The sequence below is a fragment of the Pseudomonas sp. 10S5 genome, from assembly GCF_035019745.1.
Lineage (GTDB): Bacteria > Pseudomonadota > Gammaproteobacteria > Pseudomonadales > Pseudomonadaceae > Aquipseudomonas.
The window spans coordinates 227109-246518 of sequence record NZ_JASJVL010000007.1; the positions used below are offsets into that span (position 1 = coordinate 227109).

Annotated in this window: 24 protein-coding genes; 6 read left to right on the top strand and 18 right to left on the bottom strand. The window is 55.9% G+C overall.

Annotated features, from left to right (window positions below):
• The first annotated feature begins 1 nt into the window (after position 1).
• Genes QN378_RS10030 through QN378_RS10050 form a run of 5 tightly spaced genes read left to right on the top strand, consistent with a single transcriptional unit; the run spans position 2 to position 4655 of the window.
• The gene (locus tag QN378_RS10030) at positions 2-796 is read left to right on the top strand and encodes an ABC transporter permease (protein WP_322205585.1); all 795 of its coding nucleotides are present in this window, start codon (positions 2-4) and stop codon (positions 794-796) included.
• 13 nt (positions 797-809) lie between these two features.
• Positions 810-1100 carry a (2Fe-2S)-binding protein gene (locus tag QN378_RS10035; protein ID WP_323547462.1) on the top strand — a complete coding sequence of 97 codons (291 nt, stop codon included), beginning with the start codon at positions 810-812 and terminating at the stop codon, positions 1098-1100.
• The gene (locus QN378_RS10040; RefSeq protein ID WP_323547464.1) at positions 1097-2449 is read left to right on the top strand and encodes an FAD/NAD(P)-binding oxidoreductase; all 1353 of its coding nucleotides are present in this window, start codon (positions 1097-1099) and stop codon (positions 2447-2449) included. The genes QN378_RS10035 and QN378_RS10040 overlap by 4 nt, the downstream gene beginning before the upstream one ends.
• A complete protein-coding gene (locus tag QN378_RS10045; RefSeq protein ID WP_322205588.1) occupies positions 2446-3612 on the top strand; it encodes an FAD-dependent oxidoreductase in 1167 nt (388 codons plus the stop codon). Before QN378_RS10040 ends, QN378_RS10045 begins: the two co-directional genes overlap by 4 nt.
• On the top strand, positions 3612-4655 hold the full coding sequence (locus tag QN378_RS10050) for an ABC transporter substrate-binding protein (protein ID WP_323547466.1): 1044 nt from the start codon (positions 3612-3614) through the stop codon (positions 4653-4655). Before QN378_RS10045 ends, QN378_RS10050 begins: the two co-directional genes overlap by 1 nt.
• 117 nt (positions 4656-4772) lie before the next feature.
• Here the strand turns inward: QN378_RS10050 and QN378_RS10055 are convergent, their stop codons facing one another.
• Together QN378_RS10055 and QN378_RS10060 are read right to left on the bottom strand one after the other, a co-directional pair.
• Entirely contained in the window at positions 4773-5309 is a 537-nt protein-coding gene (locus QN378_RS10055) for a single-stranded DNA-binding protein (RefSeq protein WP_322166316.1), read from the bottom strand.
• Positions 5310-5318: 9 nt separating this feature from the next.
• Positions 5319-6716 carry an MFS transporter gene (locus tag QN378_RS10060; RefSeq protein ID WP_322205589.1) on the bottom strand — a complete coding sequence of 466 codons (1398 nt, stop codon included), beginning with the start codon at positions 6714-6716 and terminating at the stop codon, positions 5319-5321.
• Between the two features lie 129 nt (positions 6717-6845).
• On the opposite strand from QN378_RS10060, the gene uvrA reads away from it, so the two are divergent.
• Positions 6846-9689 carry an excinuclease ABC subunit UvrA gene (gene uvrA / locus QN378_RS10065; protein WP_322205590.1) on the top strand — a complete coding sequence of 948 codons (2844 nt, stop codon included), beginning with the start codon at positions 6846-6848 and terminating at the stop codon, positions 9687-9689.
• A 67-nt stretch (positions 9690-9756) separates the two neighbouring features.
• Here the strand turns inward: uvrA and bfr are convergent, their stop codons facing one another.
• The 16 genes from bfr to rpsN all read right to left on the bottom strand — a co-directional run bounded on the left by bfr (position 9757) and on the right by rpsN (position 19407).
• Positions 9757-10221, bottom strand: a complete 465-nt coding sequence (gene bfr, locus QN378_RS10070) for a bacterioferritin (RefSeq protein WP_322205591.1) — start codon at positions 10219-10221, stop codon at positions 9757-9759.
• Positions 10222-10372: 151 nt separating this feature from the next.
• Positions 10373-11821, bottom strand: a complete 1449-nt coding sequence (locus QN378_RS10075; protein ID WP_322205592.1) for a catalase — start codon at positions 11819-11821, stop codon at positions 10373-10375.
• Positions 11822-11994: 173 nt separating this feature from the next.
• Positions 11995-12381 (bottom strand): 50S ribosomal protein L17, encoded by a 387-nt coding sequence (gene rplQ, locus QN378_RS10080; protein ID WP_322205593.1) that lies wholly within the window; start codon positions 12379-12381, stop codon positions 11995-11997.
• Positions 12382-12423: 42 nt separating this feature from the next.
• Positions 12424-13425, bottom strand: a complete 1002-nt coding sequence (locus QN378_RS10085) for a DNA-directed RNA polymerase subunit alpha (RefSeq protein WP_322166321.1) — start codon at positions 13423-13425, stop codon at positions 12424-12426.
• Positions 13426-13447: 22 nt separating this feature from the next.
• Positions 13448-14068 carry a 30S ribosomal protein S4 gene (gene rpsD, locus QN378_RS10090; RefSeq protein WP_322166322.1) on the bottom strand — a complete coding sequence of 207 codons (621 nt, stop codon included), beginning with the start codon at positions 14066-14068 and terminating at the stop codon, positions 13448-13450.
• A gap of 18 nt (positions 14069-14086) precedes the next feature.
• Positions 14087-14476, bottom strand: coding sequence for a 30S ribosomal protein S11 (gene rpsK / locus QN378_RS10095; RefSeq protein WP_002555466.1), 390 nt, complete (start codon positions 14474-14476; stop codon positions 14087-14089).
• Positions 14477-14506: 30 nt separating this feature from the next.
• Positions 14507-14863 (bottom strand): 30S ribosomal protein S13, encoded by a 357-nt coding sequence (gene rpsM, locus QN378_RS10100; protein ID WP_002555467.1) that lies wholly within the window; start codon positions 14861-14863, stop codon positions 14507-14509.
• Between the two features lie 131 nt (positions 14864-14994).
• Positions 14995-15111 carry a 50S ribosomal protein L36 gene (gene rpmJ / locus QN378_RS10105; RefSeq protein WP_002555468.1) on the bottom strand — a complete coding sequence of 39 codons (117 nt, stop codon included), beginning with the start codon at positions 15109-15111 and terminating at the stop codon, positions 14995-14997.
• Positions 15112-15138: 27 nt separating this feature from the next.
• Positions 15139-16467 (bottom strand): preprotein translocase subunit SecY, encoded by a 1329-nt coding sequence (gene secY, locus QN378_RS10110; RefSeq protein ID WP_322205594.1) that lies wholly within the window; start codon positions 16465-16467, stop codon positions 15139-15141.
• Positions 16468-16902 carry a 50S ribosomal protein L15 gene (gene rplO / locus QN378_RS10115; protein WP_150642939.1) on the bottom strand — a complete coding sequence of 145 codons (435 nt, stop codon included), beginning with the start codon at positions 16900-16902 and terminating at the stop codon, positions 16468-16470.
• 3 nt (positions 16903-16905) lie between these two features.
• Positions 16906-17082 carry a 50S ribosomal protein L30 gene (gene rpmD, locus QN378_RS10120; RefSeq protein WP_003444363.1) on the bottom strand — a complete coding sequence of 59 codons (177 nt, stop codon included), beginning with the start codon at positions 17080-17082 and terminating at the stop codon, positions 16906-16908.
• Positions 17083-17084: 2 nt separating this feature from the next.
• Complete coding sequence (gene rpsE, locus QN378_RS10125; protein ID WP_003186035.1) at positions 17085-17585, bottom strand: 30S ribosomal protein S5; 501 nt, start codon at positions 17583-17585, stop codon at positions 17085-17087.
• A 3-nt stretch (positions 17586-17588) separates the two neighbouring features.
• Positions 17589-17939, bottom strand: a complete 351-nt coding sequence (gene rplR, locus QN378_RS10130) for a 50S ribosomal protein L18 (RefSeq protein WP_322205595.1) — start codon at positions 17937-17939, stop codon at positions 17589-17591.
• A gap of 10 nt (positions 17940-17949) precedes the next feature.
• The gene (gene rplF, locus QN378_RS10135; RefSeq protein ID WP_322166326.1) at positions 17950-18483 is read right to left on the bottom strand and encodes a 50S ribosomal protein L6; all 534 of its coding nucleotides are present in this window, start codon (positions 18481-18483) and stop codon (positions 17950-17952) included.
• Between the two features lie 12 nt (positions 18484-18495).
• The gene (gene rpsH / locus QN378_RS10140; protein WP_065833640.1) at positions 18496-18888 is read right to left on the bottom strand and encodes a 30S ribosomal protein S8; all 393 of its coding nucleotides are present in this window, start codon (positions 18886-18888) and stop codon (positions 18496-18498) included.
• A 213-nt stretch (positions 18889-19101) separates the two neighbouring features.
• Entirely contained in the window at positions 19102-19407 is a 306-nt protein-coding gene (gene rpsN, locus QN378_RS10145) for a 30S ribosomal protein S14 (RefSeq protein WP_322166327.1), read from the bottom strand.
• Between the last annotated feature and the right edge of the window lie 3 nt (positions 19408-19410).

Below are 19410 nucleotides of genomic sequence, written 5' to 3' on the forward strand. Positions count from 1 at the left end.
CATGTCCAAAAACGGTCCTTTGTCGCTGGGTTTTCATACCTTAGTGGTGGTGTTCATGCTGGCGCCGCTGGTGGTGGTATGCCTGGTGGCGTTCACCCCGGAAAATACCCTGAGCTTGCCAACGTCCGGGTTTTCCCTGCGATGGTTCAGGGCAGTGTTTGAACGCGCTGATTTCATTCATGCGTTCTACAACAGTCTGATTCTGGCGTTCGTGGCCGCCTCGCTGGCCACCCTGATTGCCGTGCCCGCCGCACTAGCGATCACCCGCTATACATTCCCTGGCCGCGACTTCCTGAACAGCCTGTTTCTGTCGCCGATCATCATGCCGCACTTGGTCTTGGGCGTGGCCATGCTGCGGCTGTTCGCGCTGATGGGGGTCAACGGCAGTTTCGCCTGGCTGATGCTTGCCCACGTGGTGATCATCACGCCGTACGTATTGCGGTTGGTGATCGCCGCCGCCATCGGCATCGACCGCAGCGCTGAACAAGCCGCTGAATCATTAGGCGCCAGTCGCTTTACCCTGTTTCGCCAAATCACCTTACCGATGATTTTGCCGGGGGTCGCCGGCGGCTGGCTGCTGGCGTTCATTAACAGTTTCGACGAGGTCACCCTGTCGATCTTCGTCAGCTCGCCATCGACCCAGACCCTGCCGGTGCGCATGTACGTGTACGCCACCGAATCCATCGACCCGATGATGGCGGCAGTGTCGGCATTGGTTATTGCGTTGACCGCTGCGGCCATGATCGTGCTCGACCGGGTCTATGGCCTGGACCGCGTTCTGGTTGGTAAACATTGAGGAAGGCACTGAAATGGCGTTGTTTAAACGACTGGTCGAGACAGATCGACCAGCGCTGGTGTTCACCCTCGACGGTCAACCGGCCACTGGCTTACAAGGTGACACCCTGCTGACCGCCGTGTTGACCTGCGGCGAGCACGTGCGTGGTAGTGATTTCAGCGCCGAACCGCGAGCGGGCTTTTGCATGATGGGCGCCTGCCAGGAGTGTTGGGTGCGCCTGGGTGACGGTCGCCGCGTGCGGGCCTGCTCGACGTTGCTGGAAGCCGGACAGATCATCAGCCGAGAACCGGGGCGCAGCCTATGAGCGTCGTAATTGTTGGTGCTGGCCCGGCCGGAATTCGGGCGGCACACACTTTGTTGGCCCACGGCGTTAAAGCCTGTTTGCTTGACGAATCGCCACGCGGCGGCGGTCAGGTCTATCGCCGCCAACCGGCCAACTTTCGGCGCACGGCTAAACAGATTTATGGCTTTGAGGCGTCGAAGGCCGAATCGGTGCATCGCGCCATCGACCATCTGTCGACCCAAATCGACTACCGTCCCGAGACGCTGGTGTGGAATGCCGAAGACGGGCGCCTGGACACCTTGAGCGATGGTCATGCTCGCGCAGTCAATTATTCGCAGATCATCGTCGCCACCGGCGCCACCGACCGCATTTTGCCGGTGCCGGGCTGGACGCTGCCCGGGGTCTACAGCTTGGGCGCGGCGCAGATTGCGTTGAAGTATCAGGGCTGCGCCATCGGTGAGCGCGTGGCGTTTTGTGGCAGCGGGCCACTGCTGTATCTGGTCGCTTATCAGTACGCCAAAGCCGGGGCCACGGTGGTCGCGGTACTCGACAGCGCACCGTTCAGTGCCCAATGTCGGGCGTTACCTGCGCTGCTTGGCCAGCCTGCGACCTTGGCCAAAGGTTTGTATTACCGCAGCTGGCTCACCGCCCATGGCATCCCGGTGCATCAGGGTGCAACCCTGGAGCGTATCGAGGGTGAGCACCGCGTCGGCGCGATCACTTGGCGTCAGGGTAAGCGCCATCAACGGTTGGAATGTGATGCGGTGGGGTTCGCCCACGCCCTGCGCAGTGAAACGCAATTGGCCGATTTGTTGAGCTGCGACTTTCACTGGAATGAATTGAACCGCGCCTGGTTGCCCACCCGTGACAGCGCTGGCCGCAGCTCGGTCCACGGTGTGTACCTGGCTGGCGATGGCGCTGGAATCATGGGCGCCGACGCCGCGGAAATGGCCGGTGAGCGCGCCGCGCTGGCCGTGCTTGAAGACAGCGGACGCGTCATCGACAGCGCCCGTCGCCGGTCTCTGGAACACAAGCTCGCAGGCATAGAACGCTTTCGCCACGGATTGGAAATCGCCTTCCCATTCCCGACTGACTGGGCGGCCAACGCGCCCGACGAATTGATGATTTGCCGCTGTGAGGAAGTCTCAGCCGCTGAAGTCCGTGCGGTGGTGGATGATGGTCACTGGGAACTCAATCGAGTCAAAGCCCATTGCCGAGTAGGCATGGGCCGCTGTCAGGGTCGGATGTGCGGGTCGGCGGCGGCAGAGATTGTCGCCCAACGCAGCGGCCGAGCACTGAACAGCATCGGTCGGTTGCGCGGTCAGGCGCCGATCAAACCCTTGCCGTTTGGCGTGGAGATTGAGTCATGAGCACGCTGATCGAAACCGATGCCGTGGTGCTCGGCGGCGGCATCGTCGGGGCTTCGGCGGCCTTGATGCTCGCGCGCAAAGACAAACGGGTGGTGCTGCTGGAGCGTGATTTTTGTGGCTCGCATTCCAGCGGGGTTAACTATGGAGGTGTTCGCCGGCAAGGTCGGCCACTGAGTCAGTTGCCCTTGTCCCAGCGCGCCCACGCGATGTGGGACAACCTGCTCGAACTGATCGGCACCGACGGCGAATACGTGAAATCAGGGCATTTGAAACTGGCCCGCAGTCACGCGGACATGGCTGCGCTTCAATCGTATGCCGACGCCACGCGGGGGTTTGGCTTGGGCTTGCGGTTGCTTGATCGCGCCGAATTGCGCGCGCGATACCCCTGGGTGGGTGACGTGGCGCAGGGAGCATCGTTGTGCCCGGAAGATGGTCACGCCAATCCGCGTTTGATTTCGCCTGCCTTCGCCCGCGCCGCGCAACGTGCTGGCGCCCAGGTGTTCGAGCAGGCCAACGTCATCGACATCGAACATGACGGGCAAGCATTCAACGTCCACTGCGCCAACGGGATCAAGGTTCGCGCGCCGTGGCTGCTCAATTGCGCTGGCGCCTGGGCCGGGAACGTCGCCGCCCAATTTGGCGAGTCGGTGCCGATGCGCACCGGGCACCCGGCGATGCTGGTCACCGAACCGTTGCCCATGGTGATGGACGTCAGCACCGGGGTAGAAGGCGGTGGGATTTATGCGCGCCAAGTGGCGCGAGGTAATTGCGTGTTGGGCGGCGGCCAAGGGTTTGCAATGACCCCGGAGCAGGCACGTCCAGGCCAAGCCGCCGTGCTTGAGATCCTGCGCAACGCCGCCGAGCTGTATCCGTTTCTTGCGCACGCTCAAGCGATTCGGACCTGGAGCGGCACCGAAGGTTATCTGCCAGATCGCGAACCCGTGATTGGCGTCAGCACCACCCAAGCGGGTTTGCTGCACGGTTTCGGTTTCGCCGGGTCCGGTTTCCAGATCGCCCCGGCGGTGGGTGAAGCCCTCGCCGAACTGGTGTGTTCAGGTTCCGCTACACAGCCGATTGAAGCGTTTTCAATCGCTCGTTTTCAAACCACTCAAACCGCGCAAGCGGGGACCGTCGTTCAATTGCCTAGAGGAAGATCGCGTTAATGAAGAACATCAATCGTATCGCCCTGTCTTGTCTACCCTTGGCCAGCTTGCTAATGACGGGCACGGCCCACGCCGATCCGACGCTGTACTTGGGCATGAACGGCGGCACCATGGAACGGGTTTACGCCGACAAGGTGTTGCCCGCGTTCGAGAAGGCCAACCACGTTAAAGTCGTGATCGTGCCTGGCACCTCGTCGGACATTTTGGCCAAAGTTCAAGCGAGCAAAGACAACCCACAGATGCACGTCATATTCCTCGACGACGGCATCATGTACCGCGCCATTTCCATGGGCTTGTGCGACAAGCTTCAGGACAGCCCGGTGCTGGCGGATATTCCGGCCAAAGCGAAGATCAAGGATCAGGCCGTGGCCGTGACCCTCGGCGTAACCGGCCTTGCCTACAACACGCGGATGTTCAAAGAAAAAGGCTGGAGCGCACCGACCTCGTGGATGGACCTGGCCGACCCGCGCTTCAAGGACAAAGTAGTGTTCCAGTCACTCGCGTCATCGACGTTCGGCCTGCACGGTTTCTTGATGTTCAACCGTATTCAGGGCGGCAGCGAAGCCAACGTTGAACCTGGCTTTAAAGCGTGGCCGAAAACCATTGGCCCTAACGTCCTGGAATACATCGCCAGCTCGGCGAAGATCTCGGAAATGGTACAGACCAATGAAGCGGCCATCTTTCCGCTGACCCCGACCGGCGTCAGCACCCTGCAACTGCTGGGCGTGCCGGTGGAATACGCGCAACCGAAAGAAGGCGCCGTGGTGCTCAACGTCGCCGAATGCGCCATCGCCCACAACGACCAACCGGAACTGGCGCAAAAACTGGCGGCGTTTCTGCTGAGCCCAGAAGCCCAAGGCCCGGCACTGGAAGAAGGCGATCAAATTCCTTCCAACCCAAAAACCCCAACCACCGACAAAACCCGCGCGCGAGTCGAGGCCATGAACAAATACCTGGAAACAGCGATTTCGATCGATTGGGATCAGGTGAATCAGCTACGACCCGAGTGGAATGCGCGCTGGAGCAAGACGATTGAGCGATAGGTGAGGCGGCTGTCAGCTTGAACTGCTCTGAGTATTTACTCATGAAAAAACCCCAAAAGTCAGGACGGGTGTCCAACTTTTGGGGTGCAGTTCAGAACCGGGCTTTTTGATTGATTTCTAGAACGGAATATCGTCATCAAAACTATCAAAATCCGGAGCCGGTTGCGGCGCTTGCTGCTGGGGAGCAGGGCGCGATTCGCGTTGTGGCTGGGATTGCTGCGGCTGCGATGACTGCTGCGGACGCTGCTGTTGAGGGCGTGGCGCAGAGTTGCTGTTGCCGCCTTGACCCTGTGGAGCACCGTCACCTTGTGGGCGACCGCCCAGCAGTTGCATGGTGCCTTGCATGTCGACGACGATTTCAGTGGTGTAGCGCTTGATGCCGTCTTTTTCCCACTCGCGGGTTTGCAGCTTGCCCTCGATGTAAACCTGCGAACCTTTGCGCAGGTATTCGCCGGCGATCTCAGCGACTTTGCCGAACATCGAAACACGGTGCCATTCAGTCTTTTCGACTTTCTGACCGGTTTGTTTGTCGGTCCATTGTTCGCTGGTCGCCAGACTCAGGTTGGTCACGGCGTTACCGTTAGGCAAGTAGCGAACTTCGGGATCCTGGCCGCATGTACCGACCAATATGACTTTGTTAACCCCACGGGCCATAACGCTCTCCTAGGCTTCGCATTCCGCTGGCTTCGGGTCGTTGACCAGGCGCTCAAGGGAGTTGCGATCCAATAATTCGGTATCTAGTTTGATATAAATGGCAGCTTCGTCACTGACGACCACTGCATCTGTTACCCCCGGGACGGCCATCAAACGCGCGATCAAGCCACCTTCGCGTTGTGCTTCAGGCGTCAACGGCACACGCAGGCTCGTCACATACGGTGGTTCGCGCATAGTTACAGCAAAGGCTAGCCAGATGGCACATAGAGCGGCACCGCCGAGGAACACAATACTGAGTCCTCCGTGCTGAAAAAGCCAGCCTCCAAGAATGCCTCCTGCTGCTGAACCGAGGAACTGACTGGTGGAATAAATCCCCATGGCCGTGCCTTTGGCGCCTGCCGGTGACACTTTACTGATCAGCGATGGCAACGAGGCTTCAAGCAGGTTGAACGCGGTGAAAAACACCACCGTACCAATCACCAAGGCCCGCAACGTATCGCCGAACGCCCAGAAGAATAGCTCAGTCATCAGCAACACGCTGACGGCGCCAAGCAGTACGCGTTTCATCTGGCGTTTTTTCTCGCCATAGATGATGAACGGAATCATCGCGAAGAACGAAATCAACAACGCGGTCAGGTACACCCACCAATGCTGTTCCTTGGGTAAACCGGCTTTTTCGACTAACGCCAAGGGCAGCGCAACGAAGCTGGACATGAGCATCGCGTGCAACACGAAGATACCTAAATCCAGTCGCAGCAGGTCGGGATGACGCAGCGTCACACCCAACTCCGCTCGTGCAACGCCCGATTCTCTATGGGTCAGAGGTCCAGTCGAATGCGGCACCATAAAAGCGACGACGAAAATGCCCAATAACGCTAGGCCGCCAGTGGCAAGAAACAACCCGGAGAGGCCGAAAGCCCTGGTCAACAACGGCCCGACAACCATGGCCACCGCGAACGAAAGACCAATGGTCATACCGATCATGGCCATGGCCTTGGTGCGATGCTGTTCACGGGTAAGGTCCGACAGCAACGCCATTACGGCCGCTGATATTGCGCCTGCACCTTGTAAGATTCGCCCGGCGATTACGCCCCAGATCGAATCTGCATTGGCGGCAAGCAGGCTGCCGAGGGCAAATATTATCAAGCCCAAATAAATGACCGGGCGTCGACCGATGCGGTCGGAAATTATCCCGAAAGGTATTTGCAGCACTGCCTGAGTCAGGCCGTAAGCGCCGATTGCCAGACCGATGAGCGCTGGAGACGCGCCCGCGAGGTCCATGCCGTAGGTGGCGAGGACCGGTAAAACCATAAACATGCCAAGCATTCGGAAGGCAAACACCAGCGCCAGGCCGCTTGCTGCGCGGGTTTCGCTGCCACTCATGCGTTCGCTAAGGGGATCGTGCATGGATAAACCTCATGTGAACCGGCAATGATTCTACCAGTCCCATCGATGAGCAGCACATACGTGACGCTTTGCCGCGTACTGGCATGGAGCCGTATACTCCCGTGTTTATGCCCGCCAAGCGAGGCCGCAGTGGACAAGATCGTGATACGTGGGGCCCGAACCCACAACTTGAAGAACATTGACTTAACCCTGCCACGCGACAAATTGATCGTGATTACCGGGCTTTCCGGCTCTGGCAAGTCGTCACTGGCCTTTGACACGCTGTACGCCGAAGGGCAGCGGCGCTATGTCGAATCGCTTTCGGCGTACGCGCGGCAATTTCTGTCGATGATGGAAAAGCCGGACGTCGATACGATAGAAGGGCTCTCGCCTGCAATTTCTATTGAGCAGAAGTCTACATCGCACAACCCGCGCTCGACCGTGGGTACGATTACTGAAATTTACGATTATTTGCGCCTGCTTTACGCTCGCGTCGGCCAACCGCGCTGTCCGGATCACGATATTCCGCTCGAAGCGCAGACGGTCAGCCAAATGGTTGATCTGGTGCTAGCTCAGCCAGAGGGCAGTAAGCTGATGCTGCTCGCACCCGTGATCCGGGAACGCAAGGGCGAGCACCTGGCGATCTTTGAGGAATTGCGCGCCCAAGGCTTCGTCCGCGCCCGAGTGAATGGCCGACTATGCGAGCTGGATGAGCTACCCAAGCTCGACAAGCAGAAGAAGCACTCCATTGATGTGGTAGTTGACCGATTCAAGGTTCGTGAGGACATGCAGCAGCGGCTCGCTGAATCGTTTGAGACTGCACTGAAGTTGGCCGACGGTATCGCTTGGGTAGCGCCGATGGACGACGAGCCCGGCGAAGAAATGATTTTCTCGGCGCGCTTTGCTTGCCCAATTTGCGGGCATGCAATCAGCGAACTAGAACCCAAGCTGTTTTCTTTCAACAACCCGGCTGGTGCGTGCCCAACCTGCGACGGTCTGGGCGTGAAGCAATTTTTCGATATCAAGCGGTTGGTCAATGGTGAACTGACACTGGCCGAAGGGGCGATTCGTGGCTGGGACCGGCGTAACGTTTATTACTTCCAGATGCTCGGCTCGCTGGCGAGTCACTATGGCTTCAGCCTGGAAGTACCGTTCAATGAGTTGCCGGCTGACCAGCAAAAGATTTTGTTGAATGGCAGCGGCACGCAAAACGTCGATTTCCGTTATCTCAATGATCGCGGCGACATCGTTAAGCGTGCGCACCCCTTCGAAGGCATCGTGCCAAACCTTGAGCGACGCTATCGCGAGACTGAGTCGGCGACGGTTCGTGAGGAGCTGGCCAAGTTTCTCAGCACTCAGCCTTGCCCAGACTGCCGTGGCACGCGTCTGCGTCGCGAAGCGCGTCACGTGTGGGTCGGCGAGAAAACCTTGCCTGCTGTCACCAGCCTGCCGATTGGCGACGCAACAGAATATTTTTCCACGCTAAAACTGACGGGCCGACGCGGCGAAATTGCCGACAAGATTCTCAAGGAAATCCGCGAGCGTTTACAGTTTCTGGTCAACGTCGGGCTCGATTACTTGTCCCTCGACCGTAGCGCCGACACGTTGTCTGGCGGTGAAGCTCAGCGTATCCGTCTGGCGAGTCAGATCGGCGCAGGTCTGGTGGGGGTTTTGTACATTCTCGACGAGCCGTCCATTGGTTTGCATCAGCGGGACAACGATCGCCTGCTGGGCACGCTGAAACACCTACGCGATATCGGCAATACGGTGATCGTGGTTGAGCATGACGAAGACGCTATTCGTTTGGCCGACTACGTAGTGGACATCGGCCCAGGCGCTGGTATTCACGGAGGGCACGTTGTCGCTGAGGGCACACCCGCTGAAGTCATGGCTCACCCTGATTCGCTGACCGGTAAATATTTGTCGGGGCGAGTCAAAATTGAAGTGCCGGCCAAACGTACGCCGCGCAACAAGAAGCTGTCGCTGACACTCAAAGGCGCTCGCGGCAACAACTTACGCAATGTCGATTTAGAAATCCCGATTGGCTTGCTGACCTGCGTGACCGGCGTTTCCGGCTCGGGGAAGTCAACGCTAATAAACAATACGCTGTTTCCCTTGAGCGCCACGGCCCTTAACGGTGCCACCACGCTTGAAGCGGCGGTGCATGACAGCATTGATGGCCTGCAACATTTGGATAAGGTGGTCGATATCGATCAGAGCCCTATCGGACGGACGCCGCGGTCTAACCCAGCGACCTACACCGGGCTGTTTACGCCAATTCGCGAATTGTTTTCCGGGGTGCCGGAGTCGCGGTCACGAGGTTACGGCCCTGGACGTTTCTCGTTCAACGTGAAGGGCGGACGCTGCGAAGCCTGTCAGGGCGACGGCTTAATCAAGGTCGAAATGCACTTTCTGCCGGATATCTACGTGCCGTGCGACGTGTGTAAGAGCAAGCGTTACAACCGAGAAACGTTGGAGATCAAATACAAGAGCAAGAGCATCCACGAAGTCTTGGAAATGACCATCGAAGAAGCGCGCGTGTTCTTCGATGCGGTGCCAGCGTTAGCACGCAAACTTCAGACGTTGATGGACGTGGGGCTTTCATACATCAAGCTAGGACAATCTGCGACCACGCTGTCCGGTGGTGAAGCGCAACGGGTCAAGCTGTCTCGTGAGCTGTCCAAGCGCGATACCGGCAAAACTCTTTATATCCTCGACGAGCCGACTACCGGCCTGCACTTCGCAGATATTCAGCAGTTGCTCGACGTACTGCATCGCTTGCGCGATCACGGCAATACCGTGGTGGTGATCGAGCACAACCTGGACGTGATCAAAACAGCCGACTGGCTCGTTGACCTTGGGCCTGAAGGCGGTTCCAAAGGCGGCCAAATCATCGCCTGTGGCACGCCGGAAGAAGTGGCTGAGATGGAACAGTCCTATACCGGTCACTACCTTAAGCCGCTACTGATACGGGATAAGGCCACAGCGATCTAGTTTGATAGTGCATAAAAAACGCCCCTGTCGCATCGCTGCGGCAGGGGCGTTTTATTGTGGCAGTGAATCAGAACTGCGATTGCAGGTAGTTCTCCAATCCGATTGATTTAATCAGACCTAACTGCTGCTCCAGCCAATAGGTGTGATCCTCTTCGGTATCGGCCAACTGAACACGAAGAATGTCGCGGGAAACGTAGTCCTTGTGCAGCTCACAGAGGGCGATACCTTGGCAAAGCGCGGCACGGACCTTGTATTCCAACCGTAAGTCGCTGGCGAGCATCTCAGGGACCGTGGTACCGATATCTAGATCATCGGCACGCATGCGCGGCGTACCTTCTAGCATCAGAATCCGGCGCATCAACGCATCGGCATGCTCCGTTTCTTCCTGCATTTCATGGCTCATACGTTCGTAGAGCTTACTGAGGCCCCAGTCTTCGTACATCCGGGAATGGATAAAATATTGATCACGGGCCGCCAGTTCGCCTGTAAGCAACGTTTTGAGGTAATCGATTACTACTGGGTGACCTTGCATCGCCCTAAATCTCCTGCTTAAAGCTGCCAGTTTGGACCAAGCTGAAGGTAAGGTCACTTCTGAAAACATGTTGAATTGGAAAAGCTGCGAAAGTGGAACACTGGATAGAAAAAACCGCCCTGACATGGGCGGTTCTTGTTATCACTTAGATTCAGCCGAGTTGTACACCTAACGCTTTGGCAAGTCCTTCGCCATACGCTGGATCAGCCTTGAAGAAATACTGCAGTTGACGCTGCACGACATCGCTGGTTACACCTGCCATTGATCCGGCAATGTTCTCAATCAATAGAGCCTTCTGCTCGGCACTCATCAAGTTGAAGAGTGCGCCTGCATGACTGTAGTAATCGGTGTCTTCCCGATGATCGTGACGCGCAGCAACACCGCTTAACGCCAGCGCCGGTTCAGCGTAGGCCGGCGCTTGTTTTGGAGCGTCCGCATAGCTGTTGGGCTCGTAGTTCGGTGTGCCGCTGCCATTGTTTCCAAACCGCATGGCGCCGTCACGCTGATAGCTATGAACCGGGCTTTTCGGCGCATTGATCGGCAGTTGTTGATGGTTAGTGCCAATGCGATAGCGATGCGCATCGGCGTAAGCGAAGACCCGGCCTTGCAGCATGCGGTCTGGTGAGAGACCAACGCCAGGAACCATGTTGCTTGGACCGAATGCTACTTGTTCAACCTCTGCGAAGTAGTTCGCCGGATTACGGTTCAGCTCCAGCTCGCCGACTTCAATCAGCGGATATTCTTTCTGCGACCACGTCTTGGTGACGTCGAAAGGATTCTCATGATGAGCGACTGCTTGAGCCTCGGTCATGATCTGTACGCAGACCTGCCACTTGGGGAAGTCGCCTCGCTCAATTGCAGAGAACAGATCACGCTGAGCGTAATCCGGATCCGTACCCGCCAAACGTGCGGCATCCTTCGGAGCAAGGTTTTTGATGCCCTGCATTGTCTTGTAGTGCCATTTGACCCAATGACGTTCACCGTTCGCTCTGACCAGACTGTAAGTGTGGCTGCCGAAGCCGTGCATGAAGCGATAGCCGTCTGGAATTCCGCGATCCGAGAACAGGATAGTGACCTGATGCAAAGCTTCAGGCGAATGCGACCAGAAGTCCCACACCATTTGACCGCTTTTCAGGTTGGTTTGGGGTTGGCGTTTTTGAGTGTGAATGAAATCAGGGAATTTGATCGGATCACGAATGAAGAACACCGGAGTGTTGTTACCAACGATGTCCCAGTTGCCTTCTTCTGTGTAGAACTTGACCGAAAAACCACGTGGGTCGCGCTCGGTGTCGGCCGATCCGCGTTCGCCGCCTACGGTAGAGAAGCGGATGAAGATTGGGGTTTGCTTACCTACGGTATCGAACAGTTTGGCGCTGGTGTATTGAGTGATGTCGCGACTTACCGTGAAGGTACCGTGGGCACCTGAACCCTTAGCGTGGACACGGCGCTCGGGAATGTTTTCGCGGTTGAAGTGGGCAAGCTTTTCGATCAGATGGAAGTCATCAAGCAACAGCGGGCCACGGGGGCCAGCGGATCGGGAATTCTGATTGTCGGCAACAGGGGCGCCGCTGGCGGTTGTAAGCGTTTTATTCTGACTCATGCAAAGTCTTCCTCTGGCGAACGTATCTTGCCGGCTAATCGGCATGGAACGAAGTATTCGACAAAAAGATTACACCAGCAAATTCATTAAATTGTGAGGATCGATAGAATTTTATAATTTATAGATAACAAAAAACCGGGCACTAGGCCCGGTTCTTTGATCAGACTAACGTCTTATTCAGCAGCTTCTACAACGCCACCAACAGGACGATCAACCAGTTCGACGTACGCCATAGGCGCGTTGTCGCCAGTGCGGAAGCCGCACTTGAGGATGCGCAAGTAGCCACCCTCACGGGTTGCATAGCGCTTGCCCAGATCGTTGAACAGCTTACCAACAATGGCTTTCGAACGAGTACGGTCGAATGCCAGACGGCGGTTAGCCAGACTGTCGATCTTAGCCAAGGTGATCAGCGGCTCAGCAACGCGACGCAGTTCCTTGGCTTTTGGCAGTGTAGTTTTGATCAGCTCGTGCTCGAACAGCGACACCGCCATGTTTTGAAACATGGCCTTACGGTGAGAGCTAGTACGGCTCAGATGACGTCCACTTTTACGATGACGCATGATTCATTCCTTACCAAACATGACGTTCGGTGATTACGACGATCAGGCAGTCGCCTTGTCGTCCTTCTTAAGACTTGCAGGCGGCCAGTTGTCGAGGCGCATGCCGAGGGACAGACCGCGGGAGGCCAGAACGTCCTTGATTTCCGTCAAGGATTTCTTGCCCAGGTTCGGAGTCTTCAACAGTTCTACTTCGGTGCGCTGAATCAGGTCACCAATGTAGTAAATGTTCTCCGCCTTAAGGCAGTTGGCCGAACGTACAGTCAGTTCCAGATCGTCAACCGGACGAAGCAGGATCGGATCGATCTCGTCTTCCTGTTCGATAACCACTGGCTCACTATCACCTTTGAGATCGACGAACGCAGCCAACTGCTGTTGCAGAATGGTTGCAGCGCGGCGAATAGCCTCTTCAGGATCCAACGTACCGTTGGTTTCCAGATCAATAACCAACTTGTCCAGGTTAGTACGCTGCTCGACACGGGCGTTTTCCACCACGTATGCGATACGGCGAACCGGGCTAAATGAAGAGTCAACTTGCAAGCGACCAATGCTGCGGCTTTCGTCTTCATCGCTCTGACGCGAATCAGCCGGTTCATAACCACGACCACGAGCTACGGTGAGCTTCATGTTCAAGGCGCCGTTAGACGCCAGGTTAGCGATTACGTGATCGGGATTAACGATCTCGACATCATGATCCAGCTGAATATCGGCAGCGGTAACCACCCCCGAACCCTTCTTCGACAAGGTCAGCGTAACTTCGTCACGACCGTGCAGCTTGATAGCCAGACCTTTAAGGTTTAACAGGATTTCAATGACATCTTCCTGTACACCTTCGATGGCGCTGTACTCATGGAGTACACCGTCAATCTCGGCCTCGACTACTGCACAGCCGGGCATTGAGGACAACAGGATGCGACGCAGCGCATTGCCCAGGGTATGGCCGAAACCACGCTCGAGAGGCTCGAGTGTGATTTTAGCGCGGGTTGGACTGACAACCTGCACGTCAATGTGACGGGGTGTCAGGAACTCATTTACCGAAATCTGCATGGATGCACCTATTTTCTAGCCCTTACTTGGAGTAGAGCTCGACGATCAGGCTTTCGTTGATGTCGGCGGACAGATCACTGCGAGCTGGAACGTTTTTGAAGACGCCAGATTTTTTCTCAGTGTCTACTTCTACCCATTCTACGCGGCCACGCTGGGCACACAGATCGAGAGCTTGGACAATACGCAGTTGGTTCTTTGCTTTCTCGCGAATAGCGACCACGTCACCAGGACGAACCTGGTATGACGGAACGTTAACGGTTTTGCCGTTAATGCTGACCGACTTGTGCGATACCAACTGACGAGATTCGGCACGAGTCGAACCAAAGCCCATACGGTATACAACGTTGTCCAAACGGCATTCGAGCAATTGCAGCAGATTCTCACCAGTAGCGCCTTTCTTGCCGGCTGCTTCTTTGTAATAACCGCTGAATTGACGTTCGAGAACGCCGTAAATACGACGGACCTTCTGCTTTTCACGCAGTTGGGTGCCGTAATCGGACTGGCGACCGCGGCGTTGGCCGTGGATACCAGGAGCTGCTTCGATGTTGCACTTGGATTCGATAGCGCGGACGCCGCTCTTCAAGAAGAGATCGGTGCCTTCACGACGTGCAAGCTTGCATTTTGGACCAATGTAACGAGCCATTTTTTACAGTCTCCTGGATTACACGCGGCGCTTCTTCGGCGGACGGCACCCGTTGTGCGGGATTGGCGTCACGTCGGTGATGCTGGCGATCTTATAGCCACAGCCGTTCAAAGCACGGACAGCAGACTCACGACCTGGACCTGGACCCTTGACGTTAACGTCGAGGTTCTTCAAGCCGTATTCCAGCGCAGCTTGGCCAGCACGTTCAGCAGCTACTTGAGCAGCGAACGGAGTGGACTTGCGTGAACCGCGGAAACCCGAGCCACCGGAGGTAGCCCAAGAAAGCGCATTACCTTGACGGTCGGTGATGGTGACGATTGTGTTGTTAAACGACGCGTGGATGTGGGCGATGCCATCAACCACTGTCTTTTTAACTTTTTTACGAGGACGAGCAGCAGGTTTTGCCATGACTAAATTCCTGTCGATTCGCTGGTGCGATTACTTGCGGATCGGCTTACGCGGACCTTTGCGAGTACGCGCGTTGGTCTTGGTACGCTGACCGCGCACTGGAAGACCACGACGATGGCGCAGACCGCGATAGCAGCCCAAATCCATCAAGCGCTTGATTTTCATGTTGATTTCGCGACGAAGGTCACCTTCAGTGGTGAACTTCGCCACTTCGCCACGCAGCTGTTCAATCTGCTCGTCGCTCAGATCTTTGATTTTTACCGCTGGGTTTACCCCAGTAGTTGCACAAATTTTCTGTGCAGTGGTGCGACCAACACCATAGATGTAGGTCAACGAGATAACAGTATGCTTGTTATCTGGAATGTTAACGCCTGCAATACGGGCCATTCAGTGGGACTCCAATTGACAGCTACCTACGCCCCGGAAGCCAAGAAATAGGGCGCGAGATAATATCGCTGTAATAACAAATAATCAACCCAGCAGCGCACTAGCTACTGGGCTTTTAGCACAAATCACAATCAGCCTTGGCGCTGCTTATGACGTGGTTCCGCGCTGCAAATTACTCGAACCACACCTTCGCGGCGAATAATCTTGCAGTTACGGCACAGCTTTTTAACCGATGCACGAACTTTCATGACCAACTCCTAAACCTTATGGGTGCTTCAGCGCAGCATGCCGCTACCGTAGCCCTTCAGGTTGGCTTTCTTCATCAGGGATTCGTACTGGTGCGAAACGAGGTGCGATTGTACTTGGGACATGAAGTCCATCACAACCACTACGACGATCAGCAACGAAGTCCCGCCAAGGTAGAACGGTACGTTTGCCGCCACCACCAAAAACTGGGGAAGCAGACACACGGCCGTCATATAAAGAGCACCGAACATGGTTAAGCGAGTCAAAACGCCGTCAATGTAGCGCGCCGACTGCTCACCTGGACGAATGCCCGGAATAAAGGCACCGGACTTCTTCAGGTTTTCCGCTACGTCTTTCGGATTGAACATCAACGCCGTATAGAAGAAGCAGAAGAAAATAATCCCTGCACTAAACAGCAGAATATTCAACGGCTGACCAGGAGCGATCGACTGCGAGATGTCCTGCAACCAGCCCATACCTTCGGACTGACCAAACCAGGCACCTAACGAAGCCGGGAACAGCAAAATGCTGCTCGCAAAAATGGCCGGAATTACACCAGCCATGTTCACTTTCAGCGGCAAGTGGCTCGTCTGCGCAGCAAAAACCTTGCGGCCCTGCTGACGCTTAGCGTAGTGAACAGCAATACGACGCTGACCACGCTCAATGAACACCACAAAACCGATGATCGCTACTGCCAGCAAACCGATGGCAACCAAGGCGAAGATATTGATATCGCCCTGACGCGCAGACTCGAAAGACTGCCCTATCGCTCTCGGAAGACCGGCGACGATACCCGAAAAAATCAACATCGAGATACCGTTACCAACACCGCGCTCAGTAATCTGCTCACCCAGCCACATCATGAACATTGCACCAGCCACAAACGTGGACACCGCAACGAAATGGAAGCCAAAGTCACCAGTAAACGCTACACCCTGCCCCGCCAAGCCAACGGACATACCGATTGCCTGAACAAGAGCGAGAACGACGGTGCCATAGCGGGTGTATTGACTGATCTTACGACGACCAGCCTCACCTTCCTTCTTCAACTGCTCCAACTGCGGACTGACGGCGGTCATCAACTGCATGATGATCGATGCCGAAATGTACGGCATGATCCCCAGCGCAAAGATGCTCATCCGTTCCAGCGCGCCGCCGGAAAACATGTTGAACAAGCTAAGAATGGTCCCCTCATTCTGTCGAAACAGGTCCGCCAACCGGTCCGGGTTGATACCAGGAACTGGGATGTGTGCGCCTATCCGATAGACGATAATCGCCAACAGAAGAAAACGCAGTCGAGCCCAGAGCTCGGATAACCCGCCTTTGCTGAGCGCTGAGAGAGCACCTTGCTTAGCCATTTATTCCTCGAACTTGCCGCCAGCTGCTTCGATAGCCGCACGCGCACCTTTGGTGGCTGCGATACCTTTGATGGTGACAGCGCGAGTAACTTCACCGGACAACATGATTTTCACACGCTGTACGTTTTGGTTAATCACGTTGGCATCCTTCAGGGACTGCACAGTGACGATGTCGCCTTCAACTTTAGACAGTTCGGACAAACGCACTTCTGCGCGGTCCATTGCCTTAAGGGAAACGAAACCGAACTTCGGCAGACGACGATGCAACGGTTGTTGGCCGCCTTCAAAGCCCGGAGCGATAGTGCCACCGGAGCGGGAGGATTGACCTTTGTGGCCGCGGCCACCCGTCTTACCCAAACCACTACCGATACCACGGCCCGGACGATGCTTTTCGCGACGGGAACCCGGCGCTGGACTCAGATCATTGAGTTTCATCGATTAACCCTCGACTCGCAGCATGTAGTAAGCCTTGTTGATCATCCCGCGATTCTCAGGAGTATCAAGCACTTCTACAGTGTGACCGATGCGACGCAGACCCAAACCCTTAATACACAATTTGTGGTTAGGGATGCGTCCGGTCATGCTTTTGATCAACGTTACTTTAACGGTAGCCATGATCAGAAGATCTCCTTGACACTTTTACCGCGCTTGGCAGCAATAGATTCAGGAGATTGCATAGCTTTCAACCCTTTGAACGTAGCGTGAACCACGTTTACCGGGTTAGTCGAGCCATAGCACTTGGCGAGCACGTTCTGAACACCAGCAACTTCCAACACTGCGCGCATAGCGCCGCCAGCGATGATGCCGGTACCTTCAGAAGCAGGCTGCATGTACACCTTCGAAGCGCCATGGGCAGACTTCATTGCGTACTGCAGAGTAGTGCCGTTCAGGTCTACTTGGATCATGTTACGGCGAGCAGCTTCCATTGCTTTCTGAATCGCAGCAGGCACTTCACGTGACTTGCCGCGACCGAAACCAACACGCCCTTTACCATCACCAACCACGGTCAACGCGGTAAATGTGAAGATACGGCCGCCTTTTACAGTCTTAGCAACGCGGTTCACTTGAACCAACTTCTCGATGTAGCCTTCGTCGCGCTTTTGGTCGTTATTTGACATAACTTAGAACTCCAGTCCGCCTTCACGAGCAGCATCAGCCAGCGCTTTCACGCGGCCGTGGTACTTGAAGCCAGAACGGTCGAAAGCCACTTGTGAAACGCCGACGGCTTTCGCACGCGCAGCGACCAGCTGGCCAACCTTAGTGGCCGCGTCGATGTTGCCAGTGGCTCCATCACGCAGGTCTTTGTCCAAAGTCGAGGCGCTCGCCAAGACTTTGCTGCCGTCGGCCGAAATGACCTGGGCATAAATGTGCTGCGAAGAGCGGTACACGCAGAGACGCACGACTTCTAATTCGTGCATTTTCAAGCGTGCTTTGCGAGCGCGACGCAGTCGGGTAACTTTTTTGACGGTCATTTGCTATGCCCTACTTCTTCTTGGCTTCTTTACGGCGGACGACTTCGTCCGCGTAACGCACACCTTTGCCTTTGTATGGCTCAGGACGGCGGAAGTCGCGGATCTCAGCGGCCACTTGACCAACCAACTGCTTGTCGATACCTCGGATGAAGATATCGGTCTGGTTGGGAGTCTCAGCGGTGATGCCGTTCGGCAGGTCGTATTCCACCGGGTGCGAAAAGCCAAGTGCCAGAGACAGCACTTTGTCTTTTGCTTGCGCTTTATAACCAACACCGACCAGCTGGAGCTTACGCTCGAAGCCTTGGCTTACGCCCTGGACCATGTTGTTAACCAGTGCACGAGTGGTGCCGGCCATTGCGCGAGTTTGTTGATCGCCATTGCGAGCAGCGAAACGCAGCTCACCAGCTTCTTCAACAATCTCAACGGACGAATGGATGTTCAGATCTAGAGTGCCCTTGGCACCCTTCACCGAAAGCTGCTGGCCGACGAGCTTAACTTCGACGCCTGCTGGCAACTTTACGGGGTTCTTAGCTACGCGTGACATGCTTATCCCCCCTTAGAACACTGTGCAAAGAACTTCGCCGCCGACACCGGCAGCGCGCGCAGCACGATCCGTCATCACACCTTTATTGGTGGAGACGATAGACACACCGAGACCGCCACGAACTTTAGGCAGATCATCGACGGACTTGTACTGACGCAGGCCTGGACGGCTAACGCGCTTCACTTCTTCGATGACTGGACGGCCTTCGAAGTATTTCAGCTCGATGGACAGCAACGGTTTGATTTCGCTGCTGATCTGATAACCCGCAATGTAACCTTCGTCCTTCAGGACTTTGGCAACAGCAACCTTCAACGTGGAAGATGGCATGCTTACGACGGGCTTTTCAGCCATCTGGGCATTACGGATACGAGTTAGCATGTCCGCTAACGGGTCCTGCATACTCATGGGCTAGACGCTCCTATTACATAAAAATAAGCCTTACGGCTACAGCTTGTCGCCGAGAAACTCCGGGCAATTGAACGCACGGGCTCAGGCGAGCCGATCATTCTAGACACACCCCGAAAATGAATCAAGCCCCAAAAGGGGCCTGATTCAAATTCTTGCTTCACGCGGGTCGATCTTATGCAAGATCGACCGACGCAAAACGAGATTAACGCTTTACCAGCTGGCTTTAACCAGACCCGGAACGTCACCACGCATAGCTGCTTCACGCAGCTTGTTACGGCCGAGACCGAACTTGCGATAGACGCCGTGTGGACGACCAGTGATGCGGCAGCGGTTACGCATGCGCGAAGCGCTTGCGTCACGGGGCTGCTTTTGCAGAGCTACTTGAGCTTCCCAGCGTGCTTCTGGACTTGCGTTCAGATCCACGATGATAACTTTCAACGCTGCACGCGCCTTGGCGTACTTGGCAACCGTGAGCTGACGCTTCAGCTCGCGGTTCTTCATGCTCATCTTGGCCATTGT